Raw genomic sequence first — 9,227 nt, 5'->3', positions numbered from 1 at the left:
AGCATCAGGTGTTGTTGCTTCTATAGTAGAATAATTTATTCTATAACTTCTTAAGTGAATTATATATAAAAAGAGGGGGTTTATACTCCTCTTTTTTTAAGTACTAAATATACAAAAACATTGACAACAACTATGGTTTTGTGATAACTTATACAAAGTAATGTTCAAGGAAGGTAATAATATCTTATTTAATATAAAATAAGGTATTATATTAACAATATATATATTGTATTAATAAGTTGGAGGTGTAGCAGATGAGAGTTAAAGTAACTTTAGCGTGTACAGAATGTAAGCAAAGAAACTACAACACTACTAAAAACAAAAAGAATAACCCAGACAGAATAGAATTACAAAAATACTGTAGATTCTGCAAGAAACATACTACTCATAAAGAAACAAAATAGTTTTTATTAAGGATGTGAGTATAGAATGGCTGCCCAAGCGAATCAAGGCTTGAAAACTAAGAAAAGATTCAGTTTATTTACTTATCTAAAGGAAACTAAACAAGAATTAAAGAGGGTTTCATGGCCGACTAAAAAAGAATTACTTAAAAATACAGGAGTAGTTTTAACTGTAGTTATTTCGTCTACTATATTAGTATGGGCTTTAGATAGTGTATTATCTGGTGCACTAAAACTAATACTAAAATAGATAAAAAGGAGAAAATAATATGTCAGAATTACAACAACCAATGTGGTATGTAGTACATACCTATTCGGGGCATGAAAATAAAGTTAAAGCTACTATAGAAAAAGCTGTAAAAACAAGAGGTATGGAAGACTGTATCACACAAGTGGTGGTTCCTACTGAAGATGTAGTGGAAACTACAAAAACAGGAAAAGAAAAGACTAGACAACGTAAAGTGTATCCAAGTTATGTCCTAGTTAAGATGATAATCACTGATGAATCTTGGTATGTTGTAAGAAATACTAAAGGGGTTACAGGTTTTGTAGGACCAGGTTCTAAGCCGGTACCATTAAGTGAAGATGAAGTTAAAGCTATGGGCATCGATTTATCTGTTCCTAAAATAGCAACTGGTGACATTGATCTAGAGATCAATGATACTGTAAAAATTGCTAAAGGACCATTCAGTGGTCAAATAGGAAATGTAGAAGAAATCAATCTGGATACTAAAGAAATTAAAGTATGCATAAGTGCATTTGGTAAAGAGACTCTATTTAGTGTAGAGTTTGACGGTATAGAGAAAATCTAATACTTAAAATACCATGAAATAATCTGAGGAGGTGCGATCAATGGCTAAAAAAGTTATAGGTCAAATAAAATTACAAATACCTGCAGGAAAGGCTACTCCAGCTCCACCAGTTGGTCCAGCATTAGGACAACACGGTGTTAACATAATGGGATTCACAAAAGAATTCAATGCTAAAACTGCAGATCAAGCTGGTATGATAATACCAGTTGTTATAACTGTATATCAAGATAGATCATTCAGTTTCATAACTAAAACTCCACCAGCTGCAGTATTATTAAAGAAAGCTGCTGGTTTAGATTCAGCTTCAGGAGAACCAAACAAGAAGAAAGTTGCTACTTTATCTTCTGCTAAGGTAAGAGAAATAGCTGAATTAAAGATGCCTGATTTAAATGCTGCATCAGTAGAATCTGCTATGAGTATGATAGCTGGTACTGCTAGAAGTATGGGTATCGTTATAGAAGACTAATTTTAAATTAGACACTTCGTATAGAAGTGGGAGGTCGAAAGACCGAAATTAACCACAAGGAGGAATAATAAAATGGCTAAAATAGGTAAAAAATACGCAGAAGCGTTAACTAAAATAGATAGAACAAGATTATATGATGCTACAGAAGCTTTAGCTTTAGTAACAGAAGTTGCTACTGCTAAGTTTGATGAAACTGTAGAAGCTCATATAAAGTTAGGTGTTGACTCAAGACATGCTGACCAACAAGTAAGAGGTGCGGTTGTATTACCACACGGAACTGGTAAAACTAAGAGAGTTTTAGTTTTTGCTAAAGGAGCAAAAGCTGCTGAAGCAGAAGCTGCTGGAGCAGACTTCGTAGGAGCTGAAGACTTAGTTCAAAAAATACAAGGTGAAAACTGGTTCGAATTCGATATAGTTGTTGCTACTCCAGACATGATGGGTGTAGTAGGTAGACTAGGTAGAGTATTAGGACCTAAAGGTTTAATGCCTAACCCTAAATCAGGAACTGTTACTTTCGATGTAGCTAAAGCTATAGACGAAATAAAAGCTGGTAAGGTTGAATACAGATTAGACAAGACTAACATAATACACGTTCCAGTAGGAAAAGTATCATTTGGTTCTGAAAAATTATCTGAAAACTTTGCTGCATTAATGTCTGCTATAATAAAGGCTAAGCCATCTGCAGCTAAAGGGCAATACTTAAGAAGTGTAACAGTAGCTTCTACTATGGGACCTGGAGTTAAAATGAACCCAGCTAAAATAGCAGAATAATAAAAACTGTTGACATAGATAAACAAAAATGTTAATATAACTTTTGTTGATATAAAAATGAATAGATTTGCCGTAGACAGTAGGTGCGAAAGCTTAAACATCCTACCGAGGTTTTAGATAAATTGAAATTACTAAAGCTTTTGTTGTCTACTTTTGACACGGAAGCTTTTTTAAATGAAATTGCGGCGAATACTAAACCTATTAGGTGAAGGAGGTGCACGTTTAGATGAGAAAAGCTGTAGAAGTTAAATCAGGTGTGGTTGCTGAAATAGTTGAAAAGTTACAAAAATCTTGTGCTGCCGTTGTAGTTGACTACAAAGGATTAACAGTTGAAGAAGTAACTGAGTTAAGAAAGAAAATGAGAGAAGCTGGTGTTGAATACAAGGTATACAAGAACACTTTAGTGAGAAGAGCTGCTAAAGAAGTTGGTATAGATCAATTCAATGACGAGTTATTAGTTGGAACTAACGCGATAGCATTCGGATACGAAGATCCAGTTGCTCCAGCTAGAATATTAAAAGAATTTATGGATTCTCATCCAAAAATGCAATTAAAGATGGGTGTAGTAGAAGGGGAATTCTACAACGAAGCTCAAATAGTTGAGTTCGCTAACATACCATCAAGAGAAGTTCTTATTGCTAAATTACTTGGTAGCTTAAAGGCTCCAGTTTCAAACTTCGCATACTTAATAGATGCGTTAATAAAGAAGCAAGAAGGACAAGAAGCTTAATTGTCGATTTAGAAAAATTAGATAAGGTTATATAATAACTTTATCAATAAAAAAATTATAAACAAAAATATTCGGAGGTGCTAAAAATGACAATAGAACAAATATTAGAAGCTATAGAAAACATGAAAGTTTTAGAATTAAATGAATTAGTTAAAGCTGCTGAAGAAAAATTCGGTGTATCTGCTTCAGCTCCAGTTATGATGGCTGGTGCTGCTGGTGGTGCTGCTGCTGAAGAAAAGACTGAGTTCGATGTAGTATTAACAGGAGCTGGATCTTCTAAAGTAGGAGTTATAAAGGCTGTTAGAGAAATAACTGGATTAGGATTAAAGGAAGCTAAAGAAGTAGTAGACAACGCTCCTAAGACTGTTAAAGAAGGAGCTTCTAAAGAAGAAGCTGAAGAAATGAAAGCTAAATTAGAAGCTGCAGGAGCTTCAGTAGAAGTTAAGTAGTTTCTTTAAAAGGTGTCCCTAGGGGCATCTTTTTTACTTTAGTACTAAATAGAAAAATGTCGAAAAAGAGATTTGTAATCGATTTATATAATTAATAACCTAATTATGTAAATATAGATATTTTGTTGTTTCATTTACATAGAAATAGGAGGCTTCGAAGCTTCTTTTTTTATGTATAAAAAAATTTGTTAAAAAATAGAATTTAAGTTTGTTATTTTGTGCATAATAAATAATGCATATTTTCTGCTAATAAAAAGAATAAAGTTATTAGGTATAAGTTACATATTGAAAAATACTTGACATTATGATAAAATTATTAGATGCGTTAGAATGAACTATTGTTTTATTTTTAATTATTGAGAGGTGAAAAGTGAATGCCACATCCTGTCACGATAGGTAAGAGAACTAGAATGAGCTTTTCTAAGATTAAAGAAATAGCTGATGTACCAAATCTTATAGAGATACAAGTAGATTCCTATAAGTGGTTTTTAGAAGAAGGTTTAAAAGAAGTATTTGAAGACATTTCTCCTATAGAAGATTACACTGGTAACCTTATATTAGAATTTGTTGATTACTCTTTAGATGATAAACCTAAATATGATATAGAAGAATGTAAAGAAAGAGATGCAACATATTGTGCACCTCTAAAGGTAAAGGTAAGACTTATAAATAAAGAGACTGGTGAAATCAAAGAACAAGAAGTCTTCATGGGTGACTTCCCACTAATGACGGATAGAGGAACTTTCGTAATTAATGGGGCAGAAAGAGTTATAGTAAGTCAGTTAGTTAGATCTCCTGGAGTTTACTATGCCCAAGAAAGAGACAAAACAGGTAAGAGGTTAATATCTTCTACTGTTATTCCTAACAGAGGAGCATGGTTAGAATACGAAACTGATTCTAATGATATAATTTCTGTTAGAGTTGATAGAACTAGAAAGCAACCAGTTACAGTTTTACTTAGAGCATTAGGAATAGGAACGGATGCAGAGATAATTGAACTTCTAGGTGAAGACGAAAGATTAGCTGCAACTTTAGAAAAAGATAATACTAAGACAGTAGAAGAAGGTTTAGTAGAAATCTACAAGAAGTTAAGACCGGGCGAACCTCCTACTGTAGAAAGTGCATCATCATTATTAAATGCACTATTCTTTGACCCTAAGAGATATGACTTAGCTAAAGTAGGTAGATACAAGTTCAATAAAAAACTTGCTTTAATGTACAGAATAATGGATAAGATTTCAGCTGAGGATGTAGTAAATCCTGAAACTGGTGAAGTATTCGTTAAGGCTGGCGAAAAGATAAGTTATGAAGTAGCTAAAGAAATACAAAACTCAGGTATAAATGTAGTTAATTTATTAGTTGAAGACGAGAAGAATGTAAGAGTTATAGGTAATAACTTTGTAGACATAAAATCTCACATCGGTTTTGATATAGACGAATTAAATATAAAAGAAAAAGTACACTACCCAACATTAAAAGAAATTTTAGTTGAGTACAGTGATGAAGAAGAAATAAAAGAAGCTATAAAGTCTAGAATAAAAGAGCTTATACCAAAGCACATATTACTAGATGATATAATAGCGTCAGTAAACTACGAGTTTAATATATTCTTCAAAGTTGGTAATATAGATGATATAGACCACCTAGGAAACAGAAGAATAAGATCAGTTGGTGAGTTATTACAAAACCAAGTTAGAATAGGTCTTTCTAGAATGGAAAGAGTTATAAAAGAAAGAATGACAGTTCAAGATATGGAATCTATTACGCCTCAAGCGTTAGTTAACATAAGACCTGTTTCTGCTGCGATAAAAGAGTTCTTTGGTAGTTCTCAGTTATCTCAGTTCATGGACCAAACTAACCCGTTATCTGAATTAACTCATAAAAGAAGATTATCTGCATTAGGACCAGGTGGACTTTCAAGAGAAAGAGCTGGATTCGAAGTGCGTGACGTTCATCATTCACACTACGGTAGAATGTGTCCGATAGAAACTCCAGAAGGACCAAACATCGGTCTTATAAACTCATTAGGTACTTATGCTAAAATAAATGAGTTTGGATTTATCGAATCTCCTTATAGAAAATACGATAAAGAAAATAACAGAATTACTGAAGAAATACATTATTTAACTGCTGATGAAGAAGATTTATTCATAAGAGCCCAAGCTAATGAACCATTAACTGATAATGGTGAGTTTGTAAATAGTAGGGTTGTATGTAGAACTAAGAATGGGACTGTTGAATTAGTTCCTACTCAAAGAGTTGACTACATGGATATATCTCCTAAGCAAGTTGTTTCTATAGCTACTGCTATGATACCATTCTTAGAAAATGATGACGCCAACCGTGCCCTAATGGGATCAAACATGCAACGTCAAGCTGTGCCTCTAGTTAGAAGAGAAGCACCAATCATAGGTACTGGAGTAGAGTATAGAGCTGCAAAGGATTCAGGAGCAGTTGTTGTTGCTAAACATGCAGGTATTGCAGAGAGAGTAACAGCTGATGAAATAATAATAAAAAGAGAAGATGGAAGTAGAGATAGATATAACTTACTTAAGTTTAAACGTTCTAACTCAGGTACTTGTATAAACCAAACGCCTATCATAGAGAAAGGCGAACAAATCAAGGCAGGAGATGTTATAGCAGATGGACCAGCTACGGACTTAGGTGAAGTAGCATTAGGAAGAAACTGTTTCATAGCATTCATGACTTGGGAAGGTTACAACTATGAGGATGCCATCTTAATAAATGAAAGATTAGTTAAAGAAGATAGATTATCAACAATTCATATAGAAGAATACGAATGTGAAGCTAGAGATACTAAATTAGGACCTGAAGAAATAACTAGAGATATACCTAATGTTGCTGAAAGTGCTGTAAAGAACTTAGATGACAGAGGTATAATTAGAATAGGTGCTGAAGTAGATTCAGGAGACATATTAGTTGGTAAGGTAACTCCAAAAGGAGAAACTGAACTTACTGCTGAAGAAAGATTACTTCGTGCGATATTCGGAGAAAAAGCTAGAGAAGTTAGAGATACTTCGCTTAAGGTTCCTCATGGAGAATCTGGTATTATAGTTGACGTGAAAGTATTCACTAGAGAAAATGGAGATGACTTATCTCCAGGAGTAAATGAATTAGTTAGATGTTATATAGCTAAGAAAAGAAAGATAAAAGTCGGAGATAAAATGGCCGGACGTCATGGTAATAAAGGGGTTATCTCTAGAATATTACCTGAAGAAGATATGCCATTTATGGAAGATGGAACACCACTTGATATAGTTCTTAACCCGCAAGGGGTACCATCTCGTATGAACATCGGTCAGGTACTTGAGGTTCACTTAGGTCTTGCTGCTAAATCTTTAGGTTGGCATGTAGCTACATCAGTATTTGATGGAGCGAAAGAGGGAGACATAAGAAAAGCATTATCAGCTGCAGGATATCCTGAAGATGGTAAGTTAACTTTACACGATGGTAGAACAGGTGAAACTTTCGATAACAGAATAACTGTTGGATACATGTACATGCTTAAACTACATCACTTAGTTGATGATAAGTTACATGCAAGAAGTACTGGGCCATACTCATTAGTTACTCAACAGCCATTAGGTGGTAAAGCACAATTTGGTGGACAAAGATTCGGAGAGATGGAGGTTTGGGCTCTAGAAGCATACGGAGCTGCTCACATACTTCAAGAAATACTTACTGTTAAGTCTGATGACGTTGTAGGACGTGTTAGAACTTACGAGGCTATAGTTAAGGGTGAAAATATCCCTGAGCCAGGTATACCAGAATCATTCAAGGTTCTTATAAAAGAACTTCAAAGTTTATGTTTAGATGTCAAAGTATTAACTGAAGAAGATCAAGAAATAGAGGTAAGAGAATCTCTAGATTTAGATGACTCAGTTAGTGAATTTGAATTAGATATAATAGATAACGAAAAAGAATTAGAAGAAAATCATATAATAGAAGAAATAGAAAATGATTTTGCTGAAGAAGAAGAAGAAGTAATTGACAACTTAGGCTTCGAAGACGATGTAGTTTTTGATGAAGTTGAAGAAGAAGATTTTGATCTTTAAGTTTTTAATTAATGAAATCTCAAATAGAAGGGAGAGAACTCCTTGTTTGAATTAAACAATTTCGAGTCGATAAAAATAGCACTGGCTTCTCCAGAAAAAATAAGACAGTGGTCTAGAGGAGAAGTAAAAAAGCCTGAAACTATAAACTACCGTACTTTAAAACCAGAAAAAGATGGTCTATTCTGTGAAAGAATATTTGGACCTCAAAAAGACTGGGAGTGCCATTGTGGTAAGTACAGAAGAGTTAGATATAAAGGTGTAGTTTGTGATAGATGTGGTGTTGAAGTAACGAAGTCTAAAGTAAGAAGAGAAAGAATGGGACATATAGAGCTAGCAGCTCCTATGTCTCATATCTGGTACTTCAAAGGTATACCAAGTAGAATGGGTCTTCTACTTGATATGTCTCCAAGATCTTTAGAAAAGATATTATACTTTGCTTCATACGTTGTAGTTGATGCAGGAGAAACTGGATTAAATGCTAAGCAGCTATTAACTGAAAAAGAATACAGAACTGCTCTTGAAAAATATGGATATACTTTTACTGTAGGTATGGGTGCCGAAGCAGTAAAACAATTATTACAAAACATAGACTTAGAGCAAGAAAGTAAAGACCTTAGAGCTGACTTAAAAGACAGCACTGGACAAAAGAGAGTTAGAACAATAAGAAGATTAGAAGTGGTAGAAGCATTCAAAAAATCTGGTAACAAGCCAGAATGGATGATATTAGACGCTATACCAGTAATACCACCAGATTTAAGACCGATGGTACAATTAGATGGTGGAAGATTTGCGACTTCTGACTTAAATGATCTATATAGAAGAGTTATAAACAGAAATAACAGATTAAAGAGATTATTAGAGCTTGGAGCACCTGACATTATCGTAAGAAATGAAAAGAGAATGCTTCAAGAAGCTGTAGATGCTTTAATAGACAATGGTAGAAGAGGTAGACCTGTAACAGGACCTGGTAATAGACCACTTAAGTCATTATCAGATATGCTTAAAGGTAAGCAAGGACGTTTCCGTCAAAACTTACTTGGTAAGCGTGTTGACTACTCAGGACGTTCAGTTATAGTTGTTGGACCAGAACTTAAATTCTATCAATGTGGTCTTCCTAAGAAAATGGCACTTGAATTATTCAAGCCATTTGTTATGGATAAACTAGTTAAAGAAGGATATGCACACAATATAAAGAGTGCTAAGTCTATAGTAGAAAAAGTTAAACCTGAAGTTTGGGATGTTCTAGAAGATGTTATAAAGAGCCATCCAGTACTTCTTAACCGTGCTCCTACGCTACACAGATTAGGTATACAAGCATTTGAGCCAATACTAGTTGAAGGAAAAGCTATAAAGCTACATCCACTTGTATGTACTGCATACAATGCCGACTTCGATGGTGACCAAATGGCGGTCCATGTACCTTTATCAGTAGAAGCGCAAGCTGAAGCAAGATTCTTAATGTTATCTGTAAATAATATACTTGCTCCTAAAGATGGTACTCCAATAACTACTCCTTCTCAGG

At 34.1% G+C, this 9,227-nt stretch carries 8 protein-coding genes, 1 pseudogene and 1 other annotated feature; all 9 genes and pseudogenes read left to right on the top strand.

The genetic code is table 11. From position 1 onward, the window contains the following. The first annotated feature begins 254 nt into the window (after positions 1 to 254). Complete coding sequence (gene rpmG / locus CHL78_RS18685; protein WP_003421192.1) at positions 255 to 404, top strand: 50S ribosomal protein L33; 150 nt, start codon at positions 255 to 257, stop codon at positions 402 to 404. A gap of 25 nt (positions 405 to 429) precedes the next feature. Beyond that, positions 430 to 651, top strand: a complete 222-nt coding sequence (secE, locus tag CHL78_RS18680) for a preprotein translocase subunit SecE (RefSeq protein WP_094369548.1) — start codon at positions 430 to 432, stop codon at positions 649 to 651. Between the two features lie 19 nt (positions 652 to 670). Further along, positions 671 to 1,213 (top strand): transcription termination/antitermination protein NusG, encoded by a 543-nt coding sequence (gene nusG / locus CHL78_RS18675; protein WP_094369549.1) that lies wholly within the window; start codon positions 671 to 673, stop codon positions 1,211 to 1,213. 40 nt (positions 1,214 to 1,253) lie between these two features. Further along, positions 1,254 to 1,679, top strand: coding sequence for a 50S ribosomal protein L11 (gene rplK, locus CHL78_RS18670; protein ID WP_094369550.1), 426 nt, complete (start codon positions 1,254 to 1,256; stop codon positions 1,677 to 1,679). A gap of 72 nt (positions 1,680 to 1,751) precedes the next feature. Further along, a complete protein-coding gene (rplA, locus tag CHL78_RS18665; protein ID WP_094369551.1) occupies positions 1,752 to 2,450 on the top strand; it encodes a 50S ribosomal protein L1 in 699 nt (232 codons plus the stop codon). A gap of 52 nt (positions 2,451 to 2,502) precedes the next feature. Continuing rightward, positions 2,503 to 2,631 (top strand) — a sequence feature (ribosomal protein L10 leader region). 45 nt (positions 2,632 to 2,676) lie between these two features. Beyond that, positions 2,677 to 3,180 (top strand): 50S ribosomal protein L10, encoded by a 504-nt coding sequence (gene rplJ / locus CHL78_RS18660; RefSeq protein ID WP_094369552.1) that lies wholly within the window; start codon positions 2,677 to 2,679, stop codon positions 3,178 to 3,180. 86 nt (positions 3,181 to 3,266) lie between these two features. Beyond that, on the top strand, positions 3,267 to 3,629 hold the full coding sequence (gene rplL / locus CHL78_RS18655; protein ID WP_094369553.1) for a 50S ribosomal protein L7/L12: 363 nt from the start codon (positions 3,267 to 3,269) through the stop codon (positions 3,627 to 3,629). 374 nt (positions 3,630 to 4,003) lie between these two features. Then, positions 4,004 to 7,705, top strand: coding sequence for a DNA-directed RNA polymerase subunit beta (gene rpoB, locus CHL78_RS18650; RefSeq protein WP_094369554.1), 3,702 nt, complete (start codon positions 4,004 to 4,006; stop codon positions 7,703 to 7,705). 42 nt (positions 7,706 to 7,747) lie between these two features. Next, positions 7,748 to 9,227 (top strand): annotated as a pseudogene (locus tag CHL78_RS18645) (DNA-directed RNA polymerase subunit beta'); the annotation flags it as partial.

The organism is Romboutsia weinsteinii (assembly GCF_002250835.2).
In the GTDB taxonomy this organism is placed as follows: domain Bacteria; phylum Bacillota; class Clostridia; order Peptostreptococcales; family Peptostreptococcaceae; genus Romboutsia_A; species Romboutsia_A weinsteinii.
Note: the sequence above shows the minus strand (reverse complement) of the source record. Positions and strands in the feature narration are given on the sequence as shown.